31 protein-coding genes are annotated in these 25,373 nt (G+C 35.9%); 18 read left to right on the forward strand and 13 right to left on the reverse strand.

Annotated features, from left to right (window positions below):
- Positions 1-103: 103 nt before the first annotated feature.
- The 8 genes from Q0505_RS14990 to Q0505_RS15025 all read right to left on the reverse strand — a co-directional run bounded on the left by Q0505_RS14990 (position 104) and on the right by Q0505_RS15025 (position 6,771).
- On the reverse strand, positions 104-364 hold the full coding sequence (locus Q0505_RS14990) for a DUF4212 domain-containing protein (protein ID WP_299214469.1): 261 nt from the start codon (positions 362-364) through the stop codon (positions 104-106).
- 111 nt (positions 365-475) lie between these two features.
- Entirely contained in the window at positions 476-2,197 is a 1,722-nt protein-coding gene (locus Q0505_RS14995) for an amidohydrolase family protein (protein WP_299214471.1), read from the reverse strand.
- A 102-nt stretch (positions 2,198-2,299) separates the two neighbouring features.
- Complete coding sequence (locus tag Q0505_RS15000) at positions 2,300-3,403, reverse strand: hypothetical protein (RefSeq protein ID WP_299214473.1); 1,104 nt, start codon at positions 3,401-3,403, stop codon at positions 2,300-2,302.
- Between the two features lie 127 nt (positions 3,404-3,530).
- Complete coding sequence (locus tag Q0505_RS15005; protein ID WP_299214475.1) at positions 3,531-4,172, reverse strand: peroxiredoxin; 642 nt, start codon at positions 4,170-4,172, stop codon at positions 3,531-3,533.
- A 107-nt stretch (positions 4,173-4,279) separates the two neighbouring features.
- Entirely contained in the window at positions 4,280-5,221 is a 942-nt protein-coding gene (locus tag Q0505_RS15010) for a carboxypeptidase-like regulatory domain-containing protein (protein ID WP_299214477.1), read from the reverse strand.
- A gap of 61 nt (positions 5,222-5,282) precedes the next feature.
- Positions 5,283-5,957: a hypothetical protein gene (locus Q0505_RS15015; protein WP_299214479.1), complete on the reverse strand. Its 675-nt coding sequence runs from the start codon at positions 5,955-5,957 to the stop codon at positions 5,283-5,285.
- A gap of 11 nt (positions 5,958-5,968) precedes the next feature.
- Positions 5,969-6,295: a hypothetical protein gene (locus tag Q0505_RS15020; protein ID WP_299214481.1), complete on the reverse strand. Its 327-nt coding sequence runs from the start codon at positions 6,293-6,295 to the stop codon at positions 5,969-5,971.
- On the reverse strand, positions 6,292-6,771 hold the full coding sequence (locus Q0505_RS15025) for a sigma-70 family RNA polymerase sigma factor (RefSeq protein WP_299214483.1): 480 nt from the start codon (positions 6,769-6,771) through the stop codon (positions 6,292-6,294). Before Q0505_RS15025 ends, Q0505_RS15020 begins: the two co-directional genes overlap by 4 nt.
- Positions 6,772-6,928: 157 nt before the next feature.
- On the opposite strand from Q0505_RS15025, the gene Q0505_RS15030 reads away from it, so the two are divergent.
- On the forward strand, positions 6,929-7,063 hold the full coding sequence (locus Q0505_RS15030; RefSeq protein ID WP_299214485.1) for a hypothetical protein: 135 nt from the start codon (positions 6,929-6,931) through the stop codon (positions 7,061-7,063).
- Between the two features lie 437 nt (positions 7,064-7,500).
- Positions 7,501-7,833 (forward strand): single-stranded DNA-binding protein, encoded by a 333-nt coding sequence (ssb, locus tag Q0505_RS15035; protein WP_299214487.1) that lies wholly within the window; start codon positions 7,501-7,503, stop codon positions 7,831-7,833.
- Between the two features lie 97 nt (positions 7,834-7,930).
- On the opposite strand, the gene Q0505_RS15040 is transcribed toward ssb, so the two are convergent.
- A complete protein-coding gene (locus Q0505_RS15040) occupies positions 7,931-9,118 on the reverse strand; it encodes a hypothetical protein (protein ID WP_299214489.1) in 1,188 nt (395 codons plus the stop codon).
- Positions 9,119-9,600: 482 nt separating this feature from the next.
- On the opposite strand from Q0505_RS15040, the gene Q0505_RS15045 reads away from it, so the two are divergent.
- The 4 genes from Q0505_RS15045 to Q0505_RS15060 are packed head-to-tail and all read left to right on the forward strand — an operon-like array spanning position 9,601 to position 12,364.
- On the forward strand, positions 9,601-10,314 hold the full coding sequence (locus tag Q0505_RS15045; RefSeq protein ID WP_299214491.1) for a hypothetical protein: 714 nt from the start codon (positions 9,601-9,603) through the stop codon (positions 10,312-10,314).
- Between the two features lie 2 nt (positions 10,315-10,316).
- Positions 10,317-10,967: a hypothetical protein gene (locus tag Q0505_RS15050; protein WP_299214493.1), complete on the forward strand. Its 651-nt coding sequence runs from the start codon at positions 10,317-10,319 to the stop codon at positions 10,965-10,967.
- Entirely contained in the window at positions 10,946-11,722 is a 777-nt protein-coding gene (locus Q0505_RS15055) for an ATP-binding protein (protein ID WP_299214496.1), read from the forward strand. Before Q0505_RS15050 ends, Q0505_RS15055 begins: the two co-directional genes overlap by 22 nt.
- A complete protein-coding gene (locus tag Q0505_RS15060; RefSeq protein ID WP_299214498.1) occupies positions 11,723-12,364 on the forward strand; it encodes a response regulator transcription factor in 642 nt (213 codons plus the stop codon).
- A 171-nt stretch (positions 12,365-12,535) separates the two neighbouring features.
- Here Q0505_RS15060 and Q0505_RS15065 read toward each other — a convergent pair whose 3' ends face one another.
- Positions 12,536-13,258 (reverse strand): carboxypeptidase-like regulatory domain-containing protein, encoded by a 723-nt coding sequence (locus Q0505_RS15065; protein ID WP_299214500.1) that lies wholly within the window; start codon positions 13,256-13,258, stop codon positions 12,536-12,538.
- 228 nt (positions 13,259-13,486) lie between these two features.
- Here Q0505_RS15065 and Q0505_RS15070 point away from each other — a divergent pair, with 228 nt between their 5' ends.
- The 8 genes from Q0505_RS15070 to Q0505_RS15105 all read left to right on the forward strand — a co-directional run bounded on the left by Q0505_RS15070 (position 13,487) and on the right by Q0505_RS15105 (position 19,319).
- Positions 13,487-13,921 carry an Rrf2 family transcriptional regulator gene (locus tag Q0505_RS15070; protein WP_299214503.1) on the forward strand — a complete coding sequence of 145 codons (435 nt, stop codon included), beginning with the start codon at positions 13,487-13,489 and terminating at the stop codon, positions 13,919-13,921.
- 73 nt (positions 13,922-13,994) lie between these two features.
- Positions 13,995-14,360 carry a group III truncated hemoglobin gene (locus Q0505_RS15075; RefSeq protein ID WP_299214506.1) on the forward strand — a complete coding sequence of 122 codons (366 nt, stop codon included), beginning with the start codon at positions 13,995-13,997 and terminating at the stop codon, positions 14,358-14,360.
- Positions 14,361-14,370: 10 nt separating this feature from the next.
- Positions 14,371-14,712, forward strand: a complete 342-nt coding sequence (locus Q0505_RS15080; protein ID WP_299214508.1) for a cupin — start codon at positions 14,371-14,373, stop codon at positions 14,710-14,712.
- 93 nt (positions 14,713-14,805) lie between these two features.
- Complete coding sequence (locus tag Q0505_RS15085) at positions 14,806-15,015, forward strand: hypothetical protein (protein ID WP_299214511.1); 210 nt, start codon at positions 14,806-14,808, stop codon at positions 15,013-15,015.
- 259 nt (positions 15,016-15,274) lie between these two features.
- A complete protein-coding gene (locus Q0505_RS15090; RefSeq protein ID WP_299214514.1) occupies positions 15,275-15,772 on the forward strand; it encodes a biotin/lipoyl-containing protein in 498 nt (165 codons plus the stop codon).
- A 60-nt stretch (positions 15,773-15,832) separates the two neighbouring features.
- Positions 15,833-17,275: an acetyl-CoA carboxylase biotin carboxylase subunit gene (accC, locus tag Q0505_RS15095; RefSeq protein WP_299214627.1), complete on the forward strand. Its 1,443-nt coding sequence runs from the start codon at positions 15,833-15,835 to the stop codon at positions 17,273-17,275.
- A 2-nt stretch (positions 17,276-17,277) separates the two neighbouring features.
- Entirely contained in the window at positions 17,278-18,819 is a 1,542-nt protein-coding gene (locus Q0505_RS15100) for an acyl-CoA carboxylase subunit beta (RefSeq protein WP_299214517.1), read from the forward strand.
- 29 nt (positions 18,820-18,848) lie between these two features.
- A complete protein-coding gene (locus Q0505_RS15105; RefSeq protein WP_299214520.1) occupies positions 18,849-19,319 on the forward strand; it encodes an Lrp/AsnC ligand binding domain-containing protein in 471 nt (156 codons plus the stop codon).
- Positions 19,320-19,394: 75 nt separating this feature from the next.
- Here the strand turns inward: Q0505_RS15105 and Q0505_RS15110 are convergent, their stop codons facing one another.
- The gene (locus Q0505_RS15110) at positions 19,395-19,739 is read right to left on the reverse strand and encodes a TM2 domain-containing protein (RefSeq protein WP_299214523.1); all 345 of its coding nucleotides are present in this window, start codon (positions 19,737-19,739) and stop codon (positions 19,395-19,397) included.
- A 46-nt stretch (positions 19,740-19,785) separates the two neighbouring features.
- Between Q0505_RS15110 and Q0505_RS15115 the strand changes: the two genes are divergently transcribed.
- On the forward strand, positions 19,786-20,667 hold the full coding sequence (locus Q0505_RS15115; protein ID WP_299214526.1) for a hypothetical protein: 882 nt from the start codon (positions 19,786-19,788) through the stop codon (positions 20,665-20,667).
- Positions 20,668-20,837: 170 nt separating this feature from the next.
- Here Q0505_RS15115 and Q0505_RS15120 read toward each other — a convergent pair whose 3' ends face one another.
- Both Q0505_RS15120 and ahcY read right to left on the reverse strand, forming a co-directional pair.
- On the reverse strand, positions 20,838-21,335 hold the full coding sequence (locus tag Q0505_RS15120; protein WP_299214529.1) for a DUF6252 family protein: 498 nt from the start codon (positions 21,333-21,335) through the stop codon (positions 20,838-20,840).
- 142 nt (positions 21,336-21,477) lie between these two features.
- Positions 21,478-22,794: an adenosylhomocysteinase gene (gene ahcY, locus Q0505_RS15125; protein ID WP_299214532.1), complete on the reverse strand. Its 1,317-nt coding sequence runs from the start codon at positions 22,792-22,794 to the stop codon at positions 21,478-21,480.
- A 60-nt stretch (positions 22,795-22,854) separates the two neighbouring features.
- Between ahcY and Q0505_RS15130 the strand changes: the two genes are divergently transcribed.
- The 3 genes from Q0505_RS15130 to Q0505_RS15140 all read left to right on the forward strand — a co-directional run bounded on the left by Q0505_RS15130 (position 22,855) and on the right by Q0505_RS15140 (position 25,324).
- Positions 22,855-23,502, forward strand: coding sequence for a 4'-phosphopantetheinyl transferase superfamily protein (locus Q0505_RS15130; protein ID WP_299214536.1), 648 nt, complete (start codon positions 22,855-22,857; stop codon positions 23,500-23,502).
- 109 nt (positions 23,503-23,611) lie between these two features.
- Positions 23,612-24,319, forward strand: coding sequence for a geranylgeranylglyceryl/heptaprenylglyceryl phosphate synthase (locus Q0505_RS15135; RefSeq protein WP_299214539.1), 708 nt, complete (start codon positions 23,612-23,614; stop codon positions 24,317-24,319).
- Between the two features lie 33 nt (positions 24,320-24,352).
- Positions 24,353-25,324, forward strand: a complete 972-nt coding sequence (locus tag Q0505_RS15140) for a carboxypeptidase-like regulatory domain-containing protein (protein WP_299214542.1) — start codon at positions 24,353-24,355, stop codon at positions 25,322-25,324.
- The last annotated feature ends 49 nt before the right edge of the window (positions 25,325-25,373 follow it).

Below are 25,373 nucleotides of genomic sequence, written 5' to 3' on the forward strand. Positions count from 1 at the left end.
TAGAATTCGTGTGTTGTAGTTATGCTTTCGCGAAAAGCCCTCTCTGCCCTACGGGCATCTCTCCCTGAGGGAGAGAAAGTTCTCTATACGATAGTAATTGGGTTTAGGTGTCATAGCCATACTTTTTGTCCAGCCGATTCATTAAGTGTACATATACAAAAATGAGGATGACAAATACATAAATAGATCCCTGTTGGGCAAACCAAAATCCAAGTGGAAAACCTCCTAGTTGAATGGTATCTAGCGTATCTTTAAAAAGAATTCCCGCTCCATAGGAAACCGCAAACCAGATCACTAAGAGTATTAATAGGTATCGTAAATTCTTCTTCCAGTACGATTGTGCGGTATGGTGTGATGGTTTCATAAGAATACTTAGGGTAATTAGACTCCGTAAATTAGTAAATTTAATTGGAATCAAAACAATGGCTGTTTCACTCTTATATATTTGACATTTAAAAGAGAAAATAAGTGCATACTATTCCCTCACAAAAGTCACTTTTGCAATTTTTCCCTCTTTTATTTCATAAATGGCAATCACATTAGAATAACTATTGCCAAAACGAACGTATTCTTTATCAATGACTTTATTACCGAGAATCATACGATTTTTAATCTCACAATAAAGATTAGGAGTATTTTCAAACATTTTTGAAAAGCTGTCTTTTAGCTGTTCTTTCCCTTTTAGCATAGATTCATTAGGAAAATTAAATATTTCAATGGTTTCTGCATACGTATCTAAAAATGCTTCTATATTTCTCGCATTATATGCATTTACCTGACGCTGTACTAGTTGTTCAGGTGTTTCTTTGATGATCTCTGAAGCTTTTAAAAAGACCCCATCTTTAATCACGGATGTTATAGTGGTAAGATGCTGAATATCTTCTAGCGGATTTTTTTTTAGTAAAATCATATCTGCTATTTTCCCTTCTGTGATACTTCCTAACTGACTCTCTAAGCCAAACCCTTTGGCAGCATTTACAGTCGCTGCTTTTAATAACTGGGCATTTGTAAGTCCACCTTTTTTCATGGCTTCGACCTCTTGAAGATAGGAGGACGCATGCATGGTTCCTATATTACCTGCATCAGTTCCTGTGGCAATATTAACTCCCCGTTCTTGAAGGAATTTGAGATTCTTCTCCATTAACTCACTATTTTTTGCGTAATACCCTAAAAATCCAGCTGGATTATTTTGAAAACGCTTTAAAGGAGCAGGCATGGTTGTTTTTGTATACTGCTTTACATCCTTTAGCGTACTATATACTCTTGGGTTTGCAAACTTCAGGTCTTGTAGGTGATCTTCTGGAGTTCCTGCAAATGCGGTATAATAATTTTTTGAAACAATCAACGTAGGGATATAAGTCACCTGATTTTGTTTCAGTAATTGCGCAAACTCCTCTGTAAGTTCTTGGTCATCTACACTATGCACTAAAATATCTGCACCCGCTTCAACTGCAAGTTTTGCCGTTTTAAATTGAGTGGCATGGACAGCTAGTTTAAGATTTTGATCATGGGTTAGTTTGGCAATGTGCTTAACGATAGGATATGTTTCTTCTGCGGGTATCGATGGGCTTGCGATGTACCATATCTTAATAAAATCAGGCTTATATAGCAACATTTTATTAAAGAACTCAGTGGCTTCTTCGATAGATGTAATTTTTTCAATAGGTACATCGTCTAATTTAGAAAGGGCTTCTGGTTGATAAGGAGAAAACAAAGGTCCTGTCACATACACATTAGGAGAGATTTGTGCTTTTGCAATCGTATCACGAACTTTAAAATTAGAGAGTGGTCCTCCTACATCCATAACGGTTGTAATCCCTAAACGCAGATAGCGATTAAAGCTATCTTTGGCGAGTTCTTCTGCAAATGCTAATTCTTCTTCATAAGGAACTACGTCCGTCAGATTCATTGCATCGGGTCGTGTATACAGACTTCCTGTTTGAAAAAAGTGAATATGTGTATCAATCATGCCTGGCATTAAATAATTTCCTGTAGCATCTATGACTTGATAGCCTTTTTTATTTCTGATGGCTTTCGCACTTATTTTAACAATAAGTCCTTCTTCTACCAATAGATTTTGTTTTCCTAACAATGCACCTGTATATACGTCTACAATCGTAGCATTTGTAATGACAAGGTTTTGTGAACATAGCGCATAAGAGACTAGCATTAAAAAGAGAAGTAGGCTTGATTTCATAATATAATTTTATACGATGGCTTAGTTGAACTCGAATTTAAAGATAAAGAAACTAAAAAGCTCCTAAGGACAAATACCTTAAAATATATAATGACTGTATGATTAATGCATAATCGTCTCAAAACTTCCTGGCAAAGCTACTTCGAGTAGTTCTACGTCTTTCGATATGTGGGTAAACTGATACTTCATATTGGGAGGAATAACAAACGCATCCCCTTCAGTAAGGTATTGTGTTTCCTGACCTTCGGCGTCTAGTTGCATAATTCCTGCCAAGATAAAGTTGAACAGAATATCTGTTGTGTGGCTTAGGATAGGCGTTTTTTGCATTGCTTGGATAGGCTTGGCTACATGAACAGAAGCATCGCCTTGGGTTGCGCTGTGAATTCCGCTTTCGCGAAAGCGGAAACCTTCTATACGCCAATCTTTCCAAACTGCATCTTCTAACTGATGGTGACAGAAACGCTGTCCTTGAAAAAGTCGGTCGGGGCTATATGTTTTTGTAGGAAGTTCTAGCTCATGATCTATAGTGGTCATGTGCTCGGCAGGAACGCCAATTTCAATCACTTCCAAATGGTCTGATGATTCAAGCACACGATGGCGGATCTCAGGCGGCTGCGTCACACAATCGCCAGCGCGTAAAATAAAAGGTGGCCCTTGATCTTCGTATACGAGTTTTACCCAACCACGTTTGCAAAAAATCAATTGAAAACCAATAGTATGATAATGTACCATATCAGGAACGGGACCTCCTTTGGGAATGCTGATATGTGAAGCAATGATACTTCCTCCTAATCTGTCAGGAATCAGGTCACGATATAACATCCCTGCACGACCAATCACCCATGAGGATGCTTCACTTAGTTTACAAACTTCAAAGTGATGTTGTGTACTTGGTGTGACCAGCGTTTGGGTTCTCGGAAGGATATGAATCACCGTACCGTTGGGAGCAGTTAGTTCTTTTTTCCCTTGTGCAATTGTTTCTGGAGTGTCTGTAATAATATTGATAACTGCTGGCGGACTTTCCTCCCGTTTGTCTAATACAATATGCATTCCAAATCCCGAAAGCATAGCCACCGCAGGATGATCTGCTGGAAAGATCTTATCCAATCGAAAGCCGAGTTGGATGAAAAAATCCATATCGGCTGTCAGGTCTTCTGAGGGTAAACGCAGTTGTGCGTAGGATGGGTTTGGTTGGTATGTGCTCATAATATTTAGATCTTATCTAATACCTATTATCTAAACCCGTTGTGCATTTTAATTATCAAAAAAAGAGTAAGATTCCCGCCCCTGTCTGCCGACAAGCAGGTTCGCGGGAATGAAAAGTCTTGATTCCCTACTCAATATTAGGTTGTGGGGTAAGTCTTAGATACGGTTTTACTTCTGTGTGGCCTTTTGGAAATAGTGCTGGAATTTCTTCATTGGTTACCGAAGGGACAATCACACAGTCATCGCCTTGTTTCCAATTGGCTGGAGTAGCTACTTTATGATAAGCGGTTAATTGTAAAGAGTCTATCACACGAAGTAACTCATCAAAATTTCTTCCTGTGGCTGCTGGGTATGTAAGAGTGAGTTTTACTTTTTTATCTGGACCGATTAAAAACACAGAACGTACGGTGAGCGTGCTGTCTGCATTTGGATGAATCATATCGTACAGATTAGCCACTTTTCTGTCTTCATCTCCTATGATGGGGAAATTCACTGTAGTATTTTGTGTCTCATTGATATCTTTAATCCATCCGTGATGTGAGGCTACTCCATCAACACTTAAAGCGGCTACTTTGACATTGCGTTTATTAAATTCGTCTGTATATTTTGCTACGGTGCCTAACTCGGTGGTACATACGGGCGTATAGTCTGCGGGATGTGAGAATAAGATTCCCCAACTGTCTCCAAGCCATTCATGAAAATTGATCTCTCCTTCGGTAGTGGGTGCGGTAAAGTCTGGTGCGATGTCTCCTAATTTGATTGTGCTCATTTTTTTAAATTTTTGGTTTCTTTTATAGCTTTTTCTTTTGTCGTATAAAGCTACAAAAGTTATCGGAGACCCCCTGTATTTATTTTCGCGAAAGCGGGATAAGAATTTTACAATCCATAATCTAATGGAAGAGCATCACCGAGGCGTTGTTGTCCCATCAATCCGCTAAAAATAAGCGCATCTGGTGGATAGAAATTTCCAAATCCATCAATAGTGTAGTGGGTGTATTTAGGACGTACTTCAGATCGCTTTTTCTTATCATACAAAACAGTGACAGGGTTTGTTAATTGCACTTTCTTAATCCCCAGTGTATCGCTTACTACAAAGTGTGTTTTGGGATATACGGGCAATCCCTTTTTATAAATCACAAAATCTTCTTCATCCCATTGTTCTGTTGCAACGGTACGCATAAAATGTAAAGAAGAGCCTTCATATACTTCCTCTCTTCTCTTCTTATATTTTCTGACGTCTTTTTTCTCATCGACAAAGAAACTGGTGCCTGCATAATAGGATTGTTGTACATCATACGACTTAATAGATGTTGAGAAATAAGAAATTTTACAATCGTACAATCGGAAACGAATCTCATAACCTAAGTAGGGATTCTTTATACGCAATACCTCATTGGCTTTTACTGTTAATTGTTTTTTGGAGGCGTTGTAATATAATCTGAGTGCATCTTCATTCAGAATTTCACAGGACTGACCCGCTTTGGTCGTTCCTAAAAATTGCGTTCGGAATGCGGCTAACAATTCCTCTCTGGTAAACAATGACGTGGCAGTCACGACGACCTCATCGAGCGATTCTTCTTTTGGGGTTAGGTAAATGGTCAGGGGCTTATTTCCCGAAAGGGTAAAAACGGCATCTGTATATCCAAGATAGGTCACGACGAGTTGGGAAGTACTGTTTATTTCTGAGTACAGGCTAAACTTCCCTTGCTCATTGGTGATGCCTCCTATGGTGGTGCCTTCAAAATATACTGAAGCACCAAGCAAAGGTTCTTTGGTGACACTATCGTATACGGTACCGCTTACAGTTTGTGCGTACAAACTGCCACAAAAAAGAAAACAAATTATGTGAAAAAATAGCTTCATCTCTACTAAAATACGACTAGTCTTTAAGCTTTATGATAATCACACCGTTTTCTCCTTCTTTTCCATATTGGGTAATGGCAGCTTTTCCTTTTATCACATTAACGTTTTCTATTCTATCAGGCGAAATACTCTTCATTGATTTTTTAAACATATTACCATCTGTGTATTTTGTTTCTTTATTTTTATCAATGATAATATACATAGGGCTTTTTCCGTCTTTTGTGGCACTCCCACGTATAACAATACGAGGATCTTCACTGATAGGTGTTGTTAATTTAAAGACAGAGAGGTCTTCATCTTTTCGGAGTTCTTTGAGCATGGATTGTTGTGACTCGGTCAGTTCGTTTTTAATTTTCACAAGCATCTTAAGGCGCTGACTTTTTAGCTTTTGTTCAAGCATTGAGATTTCCTCCATTTTTGCGAGTGCTGCTTTTTCATCTACTTTACTTTCTGCAATCAGTTTATTAAGCCCCACTTGTAGCGCATCTAAATCCCATTTTGTGGTATTGAACGCGGTAATGTTATCGTTATAAATCTTTTTAATGATACGTACTTGATCGTCTGAGAGTTCTAAATCAGCACGAAATTTTAATACCGTTTCGGCTGCAAACAATTCACTTTGGAAGGTGTCTTGCGCAATGCTATTTCCGTATCCTGCGATACATAGCAAAAGGAATATTATTTTTTTCATGGTATGTATATTTAATCGTTAAAATCGTTTATTAATGCGTCTGTCTGAGATTCCCAAGAGAAAATGGACATATTATCTGTGAGCAAGCTTTCTGTATGGGTTTCTTCGCTTTCTATTGTAATCACTATGGTTTCTTCTTGTGGGATATTTTTTGAGATGTTAGCCCAAATTCCAAATCCTACAATCAGAGAAGCCGCGATACTAAAGGATATGATGTATCGTATTATTGATGACTTCTTTTTAGGGAGTATTTCTTCAAATTCAGGGATAGGTTGTTGCCTATCTTTTTTACGCATTTCTGCGAAAAAGGATTTGATATCATGGTCTTCTGTGTTCATACGTTTTCTTTTAATAATAAGGTTCGCATTGTTTGTTTTCCTCGTTCATAATGGGTGCGAATAGTTCCAATATGCAAACCTGTAATGGTGGCTATTTCTGCTAAAGTCATTTCGTGATAAAATGCTAATAATAACACTTGGTGTTGTCGTTCTGGTAATTTTTTTAAAAGTTCTTTATAGTCAATTGTAGTAATCTCATAAGGAGGATCTTCTATCCCTATTTTTACAAGTTCTAATGGCTCATAGGACTTTTTCTTTTTTAAATAATCTATCGCTGTAAACCGAATAACAGAAAACAGCCAGGTTTTAAAGGTTGCTTTTTCTTTATACACCGCTTTCTTTTCCAGAATTTTTAAATAGGCTCGTTGTAATACTTCTTTTCCTTCTTCCTGATTATAATGACAACAATGACTTGCCCACAAAAATGCATCGGTATGGTGCTTTTGTAATAAGTCTGTTAGCTGCCTTTTATCCATCGTTGTTTATTAGTCTAAGAAACGGCTTTTTTATATGACTGGATATGTGATTTTTTTTAGAACTTATTAGGTCTTCATTTATTTTAACATATAAACGCCTGTTTTTCAAATTATTATAATTAACTTAATGTAATTTTTAATTTTAAACCACATTATTATGTTAGACAAATTTTTAAAATTAGAAGGGGTTACCCCTTTAAATGAGGAACAACAAAAAGCAATACTAGGGAGTCTTTGCCCACCAGACTGTCAAGGTACACCTCCTTACACACCCACAGGAAACTGTTGTTAAATTTAGCGAACTTCGGTTCGCTTTTTTATTTTCAATTTTAAAGATTGATTAAAATTAAAATGAGTTCGTTCTATCTATTTTAGATGTTCATTTTAAATGTTTCTTTATTTCTTAAGCGCGAAATTAAACTTTACTTTCTGGTGTAAACTTATATATAGTTCCCCCAGTATACGGGAAAAATGAAAAATAAAATTATTTGAATACTAATTATAAATATTTGACATTCATTTATTTATTAGTTTTCAAACGACTACAAACGTTTGTAAACGAAAGTAATTATTTAGTAACCGATTATCATTTGCAACCCATTGTATGTTTGCCCTGTTCAAAATCAATAATAGTATTTGATACGAACAATGAGCTCTTCAGAACGAGTCTGGAGATGTAGACCAATAACTAATTTCTTGGGCATATCTCAAGAAGAAAACACACACATTATGAACTTAAGAAACAAAGTACAGTTAATCGGAAATTTAGGGAATGATCCAGAAATCATCACATTAGATTCTGGAAAAAAATTAGCCAAATTCTCCATCGCTACTAATGAAACGTATAAAAACGCTCAAGGCGAAAAAGTAACCGATACACAGTGGCACAACCTCATCGCCTGGAACAAGACTGCAGACATCATAGAGCAATACGTTACCAAAGGAAAAGAAATTGCTATTGAAGGAAAATTAACGTCAAGAAGTTATGAGGACAAGGAAGGTGTTAAACGATATGTCACCGAGGTAGTAGTAAATGAGTTATTACTGTTAGGGAATAAGTAATCTAACAAGCAAGGCTGCCTTTTTGGGCAGCCTTGTTCTATTTTCAAGTATCTTCTATGATACTCAATAATCTACTATCATCATTTAAGCTTTTAGATTAATCATCTGTAATAGTAAACTTAAAATGTGCTTTACCATGTTTTTCGACAGTAGTTGTGAGCTCGATGCTTTCAAAGCAATAGTCGACTTCCAAGGTGAATTCTCCAGAAAGGTCTTTACAGTTTCTAGTAATAAGCGCAAACTCTCTAGACACACAACTACACGGCTCAAGACAGTCTATACAAATAAAGCTATCTGGTACTATTTTAACCTGATCGCCTTGATTAGGTGTAATACTCAGTTTAGTAATCTTTAACCCTTTATATCTAATATCATTAAATGGATTACAAACCGTTATATACACCACCTCTGTATCGTGTTCTTCAATAGAATCTGAAGCGCCATCTCCCCATTCAAAGTAGAAACAAGGACTTAGATCTTTTATATTTGGATTTGCTATTTGAAGATCGCAGTTGTGATCATTTGGTTTTTCTCCGCAGTTCTTATTATCGACCGAAGGTTCTGTAAATTGTTTATCTAACGCTTTGTATCTAAGGGCTAGGTTTTGTTCGTCTGCCTGCTTATTACAGCCGTCACAATCATTACAATCACAGTCACATTTGGAGCAAGGACAATCATGACATATATCTCCAAATACATCCCTCAGCGGAAGTCTGAATATTAAAAATTCATTATGATTAAACCCCTTAAACGGAACTCTTGCCGTAGTGGAAGTAGAGGTATCTAATCCTGAATCAAACCACATATATCGAGCACGACTCCCTATTGGTGGTACCCGAGGTAGGCCTTTTTCTCTGCCATTTGTATTTCCAACAAATGGTCTAGTCCAACCATCACAATTGGCTATTTTCATCTGACTTTCAACCAGCACTTTATCAGGTCTGCTAGATGAATTATCAAAATCAATTCCAGTTGCAAAGACCTCCCAGTTTGAATTATCCCCAGTGAGTACCTTAGTAGTTCCATAAGTAATGTCACCAATAAAGCCATTAAATCCTCCATCATTACTCCAACACACAAAATAGATGTAATCACAACATTTCCCTACCGCTTCAAATGACTCAGATTCAGGATGATTTTGTTTTTTAATAGGTTTTTCCGTGTTTAGTTTTTTACAGTTTCCTATCCAGACATCTGTAAAGTCATCACACCAAATCGTTGAATAAAATGGAATGGGTTCTTTGCATCGCGTTGATGCCTTTTTAAGTTTTTCATTGGTTTTCATACGTTCTAACGTTTTAATAATACCTACTCTATCTTACAGTTTTCAGCTCCCCTGTTTTATGTACACAAATATCATAATACACTCATTATCAACAAATGGCGTATTCACGTAAAAGTAGAGGTAGGATTAGCGGAATTTACTTAGGTGGTTTAACCTTCTGCCATGATTGTGAAGTAGGATAAAACGCAAAACTCCCGTTAGAACAGGGATTTTCACAATAAATTCTATACGTAGAAGGAAAAAATAGAGTTGCTTGGTCATTCCTTTTTATACGCTTTCGCGAAAGCATATAAATCATCGTCACGATATAAAGTATTCTTTATCAATTAATTAAGTGCTAATCTGAAATCACACGTATGATAGTGAGATATAATTAGGTGGTTTCACCCTATAACTTTAGGTTTCGTAACTTTAAGAGATATAAATAGTTCGTTGTTAATTTGTTATCAATAAAACATGTTTAATTAACTAAATTTAAAATTATGAATTCAACAAGGACATTAAAGAGTATTATTTTAGCATTACTTGTTTTGCTGGGTGTATCGGTATCTTTAAATTATTTAGGTTTTGAAAACGACGAAGCTATATGTATTAGCTATGAAGATCAAAGCTATAGTACATTAAAAACGAACTTAGTAGGAGATATGGTTTCTACTTATAAGATTAATCAACTATCCATAATTGATTCAGGGAGAAGCGCACCTGATGCACGAGCTATCACCTTTGATTTAGACACTATCCAAAAATTTATTTATGATATAAAAAGAGGGGTAGAACAAAACACCGAATTCCCTTCAGATGAAAAATTGGGATTGCGAATATATTATGCAGCTTATCCCTCCATTGACACTTGGGGAAAAGCAGGTTATGAAGAATTAGGAGATTTATTGGAAAATAGTACTACCAGACAATATGAAAAAAGACATACGCTGGTAATGGTTCCTACTAGAATAAATTCTTCAAAAGAAGTCGTAGATTTTAATCCTTTTGATTATAGTACTTACAGTCTTGGTTTGCCTCATTATGTTAAACCTCTTGAAGATGAAAATGGAGGAGTTATCACTGCTGTAGATACCACTGCTCAGGGCAACACAAAAATAATGGCAATAACACCTTCTTCTACTAATGATGTAGTGGCTAGAAATCATGGAGGTTTATATCCGCCATATTCTGATAATGAATTGAGTTTTAATTAATAATGGAAGAAATTCATTATATTTTAAAAAATTACTTACTGCTAGGAACTCAATTTCTAGCAGTACTAATTGGTGCAATCTACTTTTTCAAACTAAAGAATAGTTATTGGAAATGGTTCTCGATTTATTTAATAATTATCTTCATTCAAGAATATTTTGGAATTAACAATACTTCAATAGATAGAAAATATAAAATCGCTTACTATATGTTTTTTGGAGTGCCACTTGAGTTTATATTTTTATATTGGCTATATGCTCTTAAATCTCTTAGAAATAAGAAATTATTCTTTTTATCTATTTTAGTTTATATAGCAACTATAGGACTCTCGCTTATTTATAAAAAGATAAGTGAAGTGTATTCTTTAAGTATGAATATTGGTACTATTATGCTTTTGTGTCTATTGACTTTAGAATTTATTAAACAAATTAAAACTGATGATATTCTTAAATTTAAAGAAAACAAAATGTTTTATTTAAATTTAGGATTAGTGATTTTTTATATAGGTAACTATCCATATCATGTGTTTGGTGAAGCGTTACATACCAATCATTTAAAATTATGGGAGATTTATCACCTATATTTTCTGATGTCTAATTGTATCATGTACTTATTATTTGCAGCATCATTTATATGGGGGAAAACACAATCATAGTATCGTTAATTCTATTTAGTATCATTTTCATTGCCTTTATAAGTGCGATCGTCATTTTTGTGAGACAATATCGGATCAAGAAAAAGGCACACTTGTTAGAAATCCATGATATTGATGAGGTGCATAAAAAAGAACTTTTAGAAACCGAAATGGAAATTCAAACGCAAACCATGAAGTATATTGGCAGAGAGATTCATGACAATATTGGACAGAAGCTAACGCTCGCTAGTTTGTACACCCAGCAATTAGCTTTTGAAAATAAGGCGCCTCAGATTCATAAGAATATTGAAACTATAGGTGAGATCATTAATCAATCTTTAACCGAACTACGCCAATTATCAAAATCACTAACGGACGATACCATAGAACATTTTTCTATCGCTCAATTAATAGAAACCGAATGCAAACGCATACATGCGCTAAAAAAATGTAACGTTCATTTTAATCATGATTTAAAAAAAGATCTCATCTCTTATAAGCTGAAAAGCATCTTATTTAGGATTACACAAGAGTTTCTACAAAACAGTATTAAACATGCTCAGTGTAAGAACATACATGTTTCATTAAATCAAAATCAAGAAATAATTGTGCTGATATTAAAAGATGATGGTAAAGGTTTTGAGTTCGATAAAGTAACTTCTAAAGGAATTGGCCTAAAGAATATGCAAAAAAGAACTGAGCTCATCGGCGGGAAGTTTACCTTAGAAAGTCCGCTCCAAGTAGGCACCACCGTAACCATTGAAATTCCAATGTAAATGAAACATACTATTGTTATCATCGATGATCATATCTTAATTGCGCAAGCATTACAGAGTATTATTTCGAATTTCTTGCAATTTGAAGTATTATATACCTGTGAAAATGGGTTAGATTTTCAAGAAAAGCTCAAAACAAAAAAAGTTCCAGATGTTGTATTATTAGATATTAGTATGCCCATTATGGATGGATTTGAAACCGCCAAATGGATCAGAGATACCCACCCAGATATTCTAATTATGACATTGAGTATGCAGGAAGATGAACAAAGTCTCATTAAAATGATTAAGAACGGATCTAAAGGATATATGCTTAAAAACGTCCATCCGCTAGAATTAGAAAATGCCTTGGATAGTCTTGTAAAAAATGGTCAGTTTTTCCCAGAATGGGCAGCGAGTAAAGTATTTACCAGCATCCGAGAAGATACGATTGACGTAAGTTCCAAACTAAATTTATCTGATCGTGAAAAAGAATTTTTAAAGTATACCGTAACCGAAATGAACTACAGAGAAATTTCAGAAAAAATGTTTTGTAGTCCTAGAACTATTGAGAATTATAGAGATAGTTTATTTGAAAAGTTAGAACTCAAAACAAGAGTTGGATTGGCAGTATATGCCCTGAAAAATGGGTATGCAGCATAAATGGATTTCCACTTTTATATTTGAATTTAAACTATAAACTATATATTCGATTCTTTCTATGACCACTCTTGTACGCCGTCAGGCAGATTCGCGAAACCAGAATTAACCTCAAAAAAAGCATCAAAATACATAGTCGGTAGACATAACGTTGGAATTGTCAGAGAAAGGATATTAATCCTCCACATCCGATTCTAATAGCTCCAAAAACTCCTTTCCTAGATTAATAAACTCCTCGATAAGCAAAAATTTATTTTTTTCTTTTAGTAATTCTGAATCTATATTTTTTGAAATACAAAAATCTATAAATAGCGGTTTAAACTCCATAGGGATCTTAACCGTTTCTGTCAGAAATCTGTTGCTAATAATAGGATCTTCTTTAAAAAGACCAATGTACTGTTCTAATGTAATGGGAACAAAAGGAGTAGGTTTAGGTTTGTCTTTTTTGATCAATTTCCAGAGACGTTTCCCAATATTTACAAAATTGAGATTGTTATTAGGATTAGAGTTAAATTCATATTGTTCTGGATATAATTCAATGTGTTTTTGAAGTTGGCTTTCAAAGGTATCGGCAAATACTGCTTTTTTAAAAACAGGCATTACTTCTTTTTGTACAATCACTTCGTCTAGCTGATTCACTTTTCGCGTAAGCTCAATAACAACATCTGTATATAGTACTCCTTCTTTTAAAATCATAGTTTTCTCTTCATGGGTAAAGACGTAAAAAGAAATAGAATCTTGGACACTAGCAGCTATCTCAAAACGACCCTTAGTATTGGTAAGGGTTGACATTTTGGTGGTTTGGTTTTTGACCAAAACACCTTCTATAGCTTCCTTATCATCATATATCGTTCCTGTCATGGTTTGCGCAACAGCACCTAGTGATGTAAAAAACACAAAAAAACAAACGAGTAGTTTATACAATGATACGCTGAGTTAGTTAGAAGATTAAATATAGAAGATATCTTCATACTAAAATTGAAAGAAAAGGTTAAAACCTGATAAGGTTTTCATAAATAGAAGCTCTCTTATTTATAAGATAATCATTTTACAAATTTTAATATCGGATAAAATTATCCGAAATATAATAAGTTTTTTATATTTGTATCTTATTTATAACAAACTATGTTTTCTAAAACGTGTAAATACGGTATTAAAGCAACCCTTTTTATTGCTCAGAAATCACAATTTGATGAGCGTGTGAGTTTAAAAGAGATTGCCTCGGCAATAGATTCTCCAGTTGCTTTTACAGCTAAAATTTTACAATTACTTGCAAAAGAAAATATCATAAGTTCTAGAAAAGGACCCAAAGGGGGTTTTGAAATAGATAAAGTCTTGTTACCAAAAATTACAATAAAACAAGTAGTAAAAGCCATTGATGGAGATTCTCTTTTTAATGGTTGTGCTCTAGGACTCTATGAATGTAATGAGAAAGCACCTTGCCCTATGCATGATAATTTTGTAAGTATCAGAGAGCAACTAAGTGAAACATTGGCATCTTCAAACTTACTAGAGGTGGCTATTAATCTCAATTTAGGACTTACAGTATTAAAACGATAAAAAAATTAAAATAATAAAGGATAAAAAGGTATTAATATCTTTTACAAATTATTTAGATAAAAATGAATCTATAATGAAAGACATCACCGATAGAAAAGATATTGAACTCATGGTAAATACCTTCTACACCTCTGTACGACAGGACACTATTTTAGGTCCCATTTTTAATGGGATTATTCAGGATAACTGGACAACACATCTAGATACGATGTATCGGTTTTGGCAAACAGTGCTTTTGCATGAGTTTACGTACAAAGGCAGTCCTTTTGCACCTCATCGTAAACTCCCGATAGAAGAACATCATTTTGACAGATGGTTGTACCATTTTAATACTTCTATGGATAAAAATTTCTCAGGAAAAATAGCAAAAGAAGCAAAATGGAGAGCTTCAAAAATGACTCAAATATTCATGCACAAACTAAGCAATAACAACCTATAAAAAATCAAGTATGAAAATTGCATCACTTACCCAAGACCTTGTTTACAATGATAAAAAACCGTCTATACAGGTTTTATTAGAAACACAGACATCTAAGGAAATACGTATTATATTTAAAAAAGGACAACACATGAAGGAGCATAAAACGCCGTTTCCAATTATCGTTCAGGTTTTTAAAGGTGCTATCGATTTTGGTGTAAACAATACAAAGCAACATCTAGTCGCTGGAAGTATGATCGCGCTGGATGGAGGTGTTGCTCATGATCTCACAGCTTTAGAAGATAGCATTATACGCTTATCTCTCTCCTTAAAAGACAGTGTTTCAAGAGTACAACAAGCAGCAAACTCATAAAGAATTAGAGTCGCTCTCAAGAGGTTTATAATACAAAAGCTTATTGAAGTATACAATAAATACATAAATGTATTGCCTTAAAACATATCAAGTATGAAACTTTATAGGAATCTACTAAAAGAATATAACTCAGCAATTATAGGATATGCAACCATAGGTATTATTGGACAAAGTTATGTTGGGTCTGCAACCACTATGTTTATTTTAATAAATAATGACCTCCCAAGAAGTCTCCAAATGATTAAACTTTTTCTAGTGACGATTCTTTGTATAGGATTCAGTGGAGCTGTCTTAGCAAAGTAAAAAGGGAAGATTCAATTCAATATCCTTGCCATAAGTGTCTTTACAAGTATTCTGTTTATCATCGCCAACTTGGTTTAGAGCGGTACGTATTTACGATTGCTCTTTAATACCTCCTATATACACAATCAAAAATCGTATGTGTAATTTTCATAGAAATACAAAGATTCTCTTTTCTGCTCTATAGAATCCTCTTAAAAAGACAAAAAAAATAGCCTTTTGCCATAGGGATACTTATATTTATATCGTTATACATATACGAATGAGCAAGAACTATAAAACCACCGTAAATCAAGAATTTGAGTTTGATATTTCGCAAGAACACCTCTCAAAACTAGATGCGGTTAAAACAACAGCTACAGGATATCACATCCTATACAACAACACTTCTTTTAAAGCGGACGTTGTCACATCAGATTTTTCTAAGAAAACGTACCAAGTCCTCGTCAATAACAGACCTTATGAGGTGGTCATTGCAGATGCTATTGATATTCTTATTAAAGATATGGGCTTTTCTGTAGGAGCTTCAAAATTATCAAATTCGCTTATAGCGCCTATGCCAGGGCTTATTCTTGATGTACAAGTGACCGCAGGACAAAAAGTAAAAGAAGGAGATACCCTTGTTGTTTTGAGCGCTATGAAAATGGAAAACAGCTTTGTTTCTCACATAGATGGTATCATAAAAGCGGTACACGTGACCAAAGATGATGCCGTAGATAAAGGACAACTCCTCGTCGAATTTGAAGAAGAAAATAATTAAAAAATAGCCTTCTGATATCTCCCCTAGAAAGAGACATCATAGGCAGGAAAGAATATGAAAATTAAAAAAATATTAGTCGCCAACCGTGGAGAGATCGCCATTAGAGTGATGACTACAGCAAAAAAAATGGGTATTAAAACCGTTGCGATTTATTCTACCATAGATCGTAATGCACCTCATGTCCGTTTTGCAGACGAGGCGGTTTGCGTAGGTGAAGCCCCATCCAATAAATCCTATTTATTAGGAGATAAAATCATCGCTGTTGCCAAGGAGCTCCACGTAGACGCCATCCATCCAGGTTATGGATTTTTAAGTGAAAATGCCGCTTTCGCGAAAGCGGTCACAGACAGCAACATCATTTTTATAGGACCAGAGCCTACCGCCATAGAAATTATGGGAAATAAGCTGGCTGCCAAAGATGCCGTCAAAGCATACGATATTCCGATGGTTCCTGGTATAGACGAAGCCATCACCGATGTAGAAAAAGCAAAAATCATTGCTAATGACATAGGATTTCCTATCCTCATCAAAGCCGCTGCTGGTGGCGGAGGAAAAGGAATGCGGATTGTCAATAAAGATGCTGAGCTAGCATCACAAATGAAACTAGCCATCAGCGAAGCCACTGCTGCGTTTGGTGATGGATCCGTTTTTATAGAAAAATACGTGTCTTCACCCAGACATATCGAGATCCAAGTAATGGCAGATAATTATGGCAATACAGTACACCTTTTTGAAAGAGAATGTAGTATCCAGCGCCGTCACCAGAAGGTAGTAGAAGAAGCGCCTTCTTCTGTACTTACCCCAGCCTTAAGAGAAGCGATGGGAACTGCAGCTGTGCAAGTAGCCAAAGCATGTGACTATCGAGGAGCAGGAACTGTTGAGTTTTTACTTGATGACCAACATAATTTCTACTTTCTAGAAATGAATACGCGATTACAAGTAGAGCATCCTGTAACAGAATTGATCACGGGTGTAGATCTTGTAGAACTACAAATACGTGTGGCACGAGGCGAAGTATTACCTATAAAGCAAGAAGACTTAACGATAAAAGGACACGCATTAGAACTGCGTGTCTATGCAGAAGACCCTTTAAATGATTTCTTACCCAGTGTAGGTAATCTATCTACGTACGTGCTGCCAGAAGGAAAAGGCATTCGTGTAGATAACGGTTTTGAACAAGGTATGGATATTCCTATTTACTATGACCCAATGCTATCAAAACTGATTGTGTATGGAGACACTAGAGAAGAAGCGATAGAATTACTCTCAAGTGCGTTAGATGATTATAAAGTAGTGGGCGCTCAGACGACCTTAGCTTTCGGAAAATTTGTGTGTGAACACGAGGCATTTCGATCTGGAAACTTTGACACTCATTTTGTAAAAAAATATTACTCGCCAGAAGCACTAAAAAAGCAATATGAAGAAGAAGCTAAAATTGCAGCACTCATTGCCGTAAAGCAACACATTCAAGAGCAACATATTTTACGCCTACCAACCTCATAACTATGGATTCAAAAATAAAAGCACTCAATGAAAAAATTACCCTTGCCCATTTAGGCGGTGGCGAAAAACGTATTGAGCGACAACACGAAAAGAAAAAACTAACTGCAAGAGAGCGGATTCATTACTTATTAGATGATGGTTCTTTTGAAGAAATAGGTATTCTAGTTACGCATCGTACGACTGATTTTGGAATGCAAGACGAAATCTATTACGGAGATGGCGTAGTTACAGGATACGGTACCGTAAACGGTCGATTGATCTATCTTTTTGCACAGGATTTTACCGTTTTTGGAGGAGCTCTTTCGGAAACTCATGCCGAAAAAATATGCAAAATTATGGATCTTGCGATGAAAGTCGGTGCGCCATTAATTGGACTTAACGACTCTGGAGGAGCGCGTATACAAGAAGGTGTTCGCTCACTAGGAGGTTATGCCGATATCTTTTATAGAAATGTACAAGCCTCAGGTGTGATTCCGCAAATATCTGCGATTATGGGGCCTTGTGCTGGAGGTGCTGTATACTCACCTGCCATGACCGATTTCACCATGATGGTTCAGGATACGAGTTATATGTTTGTTACTGGACCTAATGTGGTAAAAACAGTGACCAATGAAGAAGTCACATCCGAAGAGTTAGGAGGTGCAAGCACACATTCGGTAAAATCAGGAGTGGCACATATTACGTCTGCTAATGATGCACAGTGTTTGGAAGATCTTAAATCCCTATTAAGTTATTTACCTCAAAACAATAAAGAAACACCAAAAAAATTTCCTTTCCAATTACAAGATGAAGTCCGTGAACAATTAGCCTCGGTCATACCAGACAGTGCGAATAAGCCGTATGATATGCATGAGGTAATCACAGGGATTATAGATGAAGAATCATTCTATGAAATTCATAAAGACTATGCAGAAAATATTATTGTAGGCTTTGCTCGATTAGGAGGTCGTAGTATTGGAATCATTGCAAATCAGCCGATGTATCTGGCTGGGGTATTGGATGTAAATAGCTCAAAAAAAGCAGCACGTTTTACCCGTTTTTGTGATTGTTTCAATATTCCATTATTAGTGCTGGTAGACGTACCAGGTTTTCTTCCAGGTACAGATCAAGAATGGAATGGAATCATTGTCCACGGAGCAAAGCTACTGTATGCATTAAGTGAAGCAACCGTACCTAGAGTGACTGTGATTACAAGAAAAGCGTATGGAGGTGCGTATGACGTGATGAACTCCAAACACATCGGTGCCGATTTGAATTATGCGTGGCCAAGTGCAGAAATTGCCGTCATGGGAGCTAAAGGCGCCAGTGAAATTATCTTTAGAAAAGAAATTAAAGAAGCTAGTGACCCTACTCAGAAACTACTCGAAAAAGAACATGAATATGCCGAAAAATTTGCAAATCCATACCGTGCCGCACAACGCGGATTTATAGATGAAGTGATCCTTCCAGAGCATACACGACGTAAATTAATAAAAGCCTTTAGTATGTTAGAAAATAAAAAGGTAAAACGCCCTAAAAAGAAACACGGAAATATTCCTTTGTAAGTATATAGAGATCATTTAAAAACAACCTTGTGAAAATAAAAAACGACGAACTCATCATCGACGGGATAGATAAGATTATTTTACGTCAACTTATGACAGATGCACGTAAACCTATTCTTGAGATTGCCCGTAAAGTAGGGATTTCTGGAGCTGCAATCCATCAGCGATTACGTAAGCTTGAAAAATCGGGGCTTCTTGCTGGATCAAAATTTGTTATTGATCCTAAAGTATTAGGCTATCGTACGATGGCTTTTATAGGTGTTTTTTTAGATAGAGCAGCAAATAATGCACGCACTGTACGCCAACTAGAAGATATTCCTGAAGTCATAGAATGTCATTATACAACAGGAAACTGGTCTATCTTAATTAAAATCTTATGTAAGAACAATGAAGACCTTATGAACTTACTCAATAAAAAAATTCAAGCGATTGACGGGGTTTCTAGAACAGAAACGTTTATTTCACTAGATCAACAGATAGACAGACAGATTAAGATATAATTGATTGTTAAAAATAATCCAAAGAAAAAGTCCTTTGAGAATACTCAAAGGACTTTTTTGTACTGAAATATTGACTTATAGTCCAGGATAATTTCCTGTGAGAATATCAATACCATCAATCACCCATCCTACAACAAAGAATCCTGCTGTTAAGATGAATAGAATATTCCATCCAATAGGACTTCCTAAATACCAACGGTGTGCTGCAAATCCTCCTAAGAATAACCATAATAAAATAGCTATAAGTTGACGATCTGCTGCAACTGCAGCTGGTGAAACCAACTCATCAGCAGTGGCAGTATTTTCATCAGTGACTTCAGCAGTAACAGGAGTTGCTACTCTAGTTACAGGAAAACCTGCATACGTGTTTGTTACAGCAAAAAGCAATAACATAAAAGAAAGAATAATTTTAAGTTTCATATTTTAAATTGATTAAATTAGACATTTTAAATTTAGTTAAAAATTTATGCGCAACCTACTCTTATTTAAATTTTTAGTACTCCTTTGCTTTTCTACAAGTGTATTTTCACAATCTCCTGCCTACGAATATCTAGGTGTCATAAAGCTTAACGACACTTCTTTTATTTCTTACAGGTTAGCATTTGAAGAGGTTGACGGTAAGATAGATGGCTACTCTTTGAGTGATATAGGAGGTAAACATGAAACTAAATCTAATATAAAAGGGACGTATAATAAAGATGAAAATGTACTAATTTTTCAGGAGTATAATATTGTATATACCAAGTCGCCTATTACTGAGTTTGATATGTGCCTGATTAATTTTGAGGGTAAATTACGAAATCTCAAAAAAAATAAAGCATTTAGCGGAAATTTCAAAGGATTGTATCCAGATGGAAAACCTTGTCGTGATGGACTTATTATCGTATCTAATGCCCGTAAAGTAGAGGAACGGATTGCAAAGTTTGATACTAAAGTACAGAAATCTAAAAAGATTTCTCAAGAGGTAAAAGACAAAGTGAGTATGCGTCGAACCTTAGACACACTTACGATGAGTGTTATAAAGAAAAATGAAAATCTTAACGTTTTTACGAAGACAAAGAATGTCATTATTTCTATTTATGATGCAGGAAAAGTAGACGATGATCGTATCAACCTCTATGTAGATGGAAAACTCATCTTAGAAAATTATTCGATTTTAAGAGAGAAAAAGGAAATCCCTATTACCATCACAAAAGAATTTACGACTATAAAAGTCACCGCTTTAAATGTTGGAGATTCTGCGCCTAATACTGTGAAAGTAGAGATTCTAGACGGCACTAACCTCATTACCACACGTACAAGTCTGGATACAAATGAAAGTGCTGTGCTTACGCTTGTTAACCAATAGTATCTATTGAGAAAAAAAGTCGTTTGAATTATTATAAAATTAAAATCCATATTGTAATGGGTTTAATACACTCCTGCTTATCGGAGGTAGGTTTGCGAAAGCGAACTCATGCATCATAAAAAAAGCCCTCCAAAAAGAGGGCTTTTACTGTAAAATAGTATGATAGCTTTTTAATCTACTGTGAAACCTACGTTAAATAATGATGAGTTTGTCACCGTAAGTGTATCCTCACTATCTAATGTATTTACCAAAGTCGTATTGAAAGAACCAAAAACGGTATTTTCAGTAAGATCAATATTCGTAATAATGATTTCGCCACCAAGATCTGCGTTTGACGTATAGATAGCACCACCAGAGTTAAGGGTTATTCCAGCTGTTCCTGTATTATTAATTACATACGTTTGATTTGTAACCGCTGGAGCGTCTACATCTCCTGAACCTACACTAATGGTAATAGATCCGAAATCTGTTACAGCCGCCACAGTGAGTCTACCTCCATTGTTAGAAAGCACACCACTTACATTGTCTGTGCGTAAATTTTGTCCGCCTACAGTGGCTCTAAATTTAACTGTCGCCGCTTCTGTAGGTCCATCATCATCACTACTACACGAGGTAACAAATACCAATGCAAAAAATAAAATACTAATTTTTAAAAATGTCTTTTTCATTTGAATCTAGTTAAAATGTTTAGTTAAAAAACCCACACGTATTAAAGTATGGGTGTTTTTATAGAATTTCGCGAAAGCGGGACTTCGATAGATTTTTTTTCACTACGCTTCAAAAAAAACACTCAGTCGCCTTCTTAAGTGATTAATATCTGTAGTACTCAGGCTTAAATGGTCCTTCTACAGTCACACCAATATATTCTGCTTGCTCAGTAGAAAGTGTTTCAAGCTCTACACCAAGACGTGAAAGGTGTAATGCTGCTACCTTCTCATCTAGATGTTTAGGAAGCATATATACTTCGTTCTTGTAATTATCACTGTTTTTCCAAAGTTCGATTTGAGCCAGTGTTTGGTTTGTGAATGAGTTACTCATTACAAAACTAGGATGTCCTGTTGCACATCCTAAGTTGACTAAACGACCTTCTGCAAGAACGATAATGTCCTTCCCATCAATCGTATACTTATCAACCTGTGGTTTGATTTCGTCTTTTGTTGCTCCGTGTGTTTTATTTAACCAACCCATATCGATTTCATTATCGAAATGACCAATGTTACAAACAATCACTTTATCTTTCATCGCCTCAAAATGCTCAGGACGTATGATGTCTTTGTTTCCTGTGGTAGTAATTACAATATCTGCATTACCAATCACAGTATTTAATTTCTTAACTTCAAAACCGTCCATCGCAGCTTGTAACGCACAAATAGGATCGATTTCTGTAACGGTTATGATAGAACCTGCTCCTTTAAAAGAAGCGGCTGTTCCTTTACCTACATCTCCATATCCACAAACCACAACGCGCTTTCCAGCAAGCATGGTATCTGTAGCACGACGGATCGCATCTACTGCACTCTCGCGACATCCGTATTTATTATCAAACTTTGATTTTGTAACAGAATCGTTTACGTTTATAGCAGGCATAGGTAATGTTCCTTTCTTAACACGCTCGTAAAGTCTGTGAACACCTGTTGTTGTTTCTTCAGAAAGTCCTTTGATGTCTCCAGCAAGTTCTGGGTAACGATCTAAAACCATATTTGTTAAATCTCCTCCGTCATCAAGAATCATATTTAATGGCTTGCGATCTTCTCCAAAGAAAAGGGTTTGCTCAATACACCAATCAAATTCTTCTTCATTCATTCCTTTCCAAGCATACACTGGAATTCCAGCATCTGCAATCGCTGCTGCTGCTTGATCTTGTGTAGAGAAAATATTACAAGAACTCCAAGTTACTTCAGCTCCAAGTGCTTTTAGGGTCTCAATTAATACGGCTGTCTGAATGGTCATGTGGAGACATCCTGCAATACGGGCTCCTTTAAGAGGTTGCTCATCTTTGTATTCTTCACGAAGAGACATTAATCCTGGCATTTCTGCTTCTGCGAGTTCGATTTCTTTACGACCCCAAGCTGCCAATGAAATATCTTTTACTTTGTACGGTACGTACGGTGCTGTTTTTGTACTCATTATTAGTATCTTTGATTATAGCAAATTGCGTGCAAAATTACGTAATATCTTACAGTTCTCATGCCTCTTTACAAAACTATAACAATAAACCCGCACACAACCGTCTATATTTGGAAGATCGAAGAGGACTTTAATACCCTACTAGCAACACTGAATGATGTAAAGGAGCAGACTTCAAAACTCACGCAAAATAGTCTAAACAGGCTTGATCACATGAGGTCTGAATTACATAGACGCGGCTTTATGAGTGTACGTCACTTACTCGCAGAAGCAGGGTATACAGACCATGATTTGTATTATGATAGCCAAGGCAAACCGCATCTTACCGATCATAAATATATTTCTATTACACACTCCTATACATTTTCTGGGATTATTGTAAGCGATGAGAAAGTAGGTATTGATATCGAAATGCAACGCGATAAAATATTACGAATCGCACATAAATTTACACCATTAGAAGAATATAGCACGCTTGCCAATGCAGATGCCGTGATCCGAAAACTCACCATCGTATGGGGTGCTAAAGAGTCACTTTATAAACTCTATGCACAAGAAGGATTGAGTTTTTTGAATCATATTGATGTACAGGATTTTTATTTTGATGACGAAAAAACAACTGCAACCGTCACTTACAATGCAACAACTTCTCAGTATGATATTTTCTTCCTAGAGTTCGAAGGATTTACGTGTGTATATGGCTATTGAATTTAACGATTTAAGAATGAAAATGCACTAAATATCGCTTTCTTCTAACTTCTTGTTCCTTGATAATAACTCAAACGTGTATGATGCTTATTCCGTATTTTCGTGTTTCATGAGATTATACCAACACATTCATTTAGCACAGACACAAGGAAAGCGATTACTTGCCATTCTTATCGATCCTGATAAGTTTGTGGTGGAGTCCGCTTTCGCGAAAGCGTATATAGAAAAAATCCCAACCCAAACTACACATATATTTGTAGGTGGAAGTACCAATGCATCCAAAACCATAGAAACGGTTGTTGCCTTATTAAAACAACATACAGTTTTACCCATCATCCTTTTCCCTGGTGATTATACTCAGATCACTCCTAAAGCCGATGGAATTCTGTTTTTATCCTTACTCTCTGGACGTAATCCTGAATACCTGATCGGACAACAAGTAAAAGGAGCACCTCATATTAAAAAAAGCCATCTTGAAGTGATTCCAACAGGGTATATTCTGATAGACGGAGGCAAAGAAACCGCTGTACAACGCGTAAGCAACACGATACCCATAGACCAAAAGAATCTAGATCATATTGTACACACAGCACTAGCGGGACAATATTTGGGTAAAAAATGTATCTATCTAGAGGCAGGAAGTGGCGCACAGCACCCAGTGGCTTCTCAAATTATAAAATCGGTACGAGAAGCGATAGATATCCCTTTGATAGTAGGAGGCGGTATCCGATCACAACAAGCAATGGAAGATGCCTATCAAGCGGGAGCCACCCTAGTGGTTGTTGGCACTGCTTTTGAAGAGGATCGTTGGACATAGCTCCAATCACATAGAAAGCCTTATTTTTATACCATGAAAAGGAAACTACAAATCACCCTCTTATTCTTATTCATCTCACTGCCAATAATGGCTCAAAAATTTCAGGTGATTGATGAGGTACTTAAGGTTCCAATCTCTTTTGCTACAATTTCTTTTGGCGATGGGCGAGGGACTTTTGCAGGAGAAGATGGTGTCTTTGATTTCCCTAAAGAAAAATATCCCGATATCGACTCCTTACATATTTCGGCTATTGGGTATACAGAAAAAGGATTTAGCACCAAAGAAATTCCTACGACAATTGCGTTACAACCAGAGGCAAGTGAGCTTTCTGAAGTGATTGTCACCGCTCCCAAACGAGGGAAATATAAAACCAAAAAGCAAAAGCCCGTTACTCACGAAGATATACACACCTCTTGGTTACCTACCGTAGAGAGTGAAGTCGCTGTCTTGTTTAAAAGATACGAGGGCGAGTCTACTCGAATTGCCAAAATTTTACTTCCTATTAATGCAGAAACACAATATAAATCCAAAGGAAAAGGGAAATTTGCTACGATTTTTAGAATTCAGTTTTACAAAAATGATAATGGTCTACCCGGTAAAGCTATAGTTCATGAAAAAATAGTCTTTGCTATTGATCAAGACACTCAAAAAATATTTGAACTTGATATTCAGTCCAAGCAAATTTTTATTCCAGAAGAAGGGATTTTTGCTTCGTTACAAGTACTAGGATATGCAGATGATAATGGAAAATTGATGCAATCCAAAAAATACCGCGAAATAAAAACAAAGCGAGGGATTCAAAAAATATCAACTGCTTTTAGACCATTACTTCCTTTTACTAATGAATTTCCTTTGCAAAAAACGTATGTGCGTCGCATTTTCTTAAACAATAAGAAATGGCAAGTATTTGATGAGACGTACAATGAGAACTCAAATCTTATCAAGTCGGGATTTCGTCATTATGGAATGGGAGTTACTTTTCACGTGTTTGAAGAAAAAAAATAGTTAACTAAAAACTTAAATGCGATCGGGATGAGATTCCCGCTTTCGCGGG

The sequence above is a fragment of the uncultured Dokdonia sp. genome (genome assembly GCF_937910895.1).
In the GTDB taxonomy this organism is placed as follows: domain Bacteria; phylum Bacteroidota; class Bacteroidia; order Flavobacteriales; family Flavobacteriaceae; genus Dokdonia.